The sequence below is a fragment of the Paraburkholderia sp. SIMBA_027 genome (assembly GCF_046535315.1).
Taxonomy (GTDB): domain Bacteria; phylum Pseudomonadota; class Gammaproteobacteria; order Burkholderiales; family Burkholderiaceae; genus Paraburkholderia; species Paraburkholderia tropica.
The window spans coordinates 1-233 of record NZ_JAWRWY010001681.1; the positions used below are offsets into that span (position 1 = coordinate 1).

Annotated in this window: 1 protein-coding gene; it reads right to left on the bottom strand. The window is 61.4% G+C overall.

The genetic code is table 11. From position 1 onward, the window contains the following. The coding region (locus SB764_RS44900) for an aldehyde dehydrogenase family protein (protein ID WP_410867423.1) at positions 1 to 233 on the bottom strand (233 nt) is incomplete at both ends.

Below are 233 nucleotides of genomic sequence, written 5' to 3' on the forward strand. Positions count from 1 at the left end.
ACGGACTTCTCGACGAATGCGTCATAGAGGTTCTCGTTGACATAGATGCGTTCGATACCGCAGCAGCACTGCCCGGAATTATAGGTGGCGCCATCCATCAGCGTATCGACGGCGGCGTCGAGATCGGCATCCTCCATCACATAACCGGGGTCTTTGCCGCCGAGTTCAAGCCCGAGGCCGGTGAAAGTGCCGGCGGCGGCGCGCTCTATGGCACGGCCGCCTTCCACCGAACC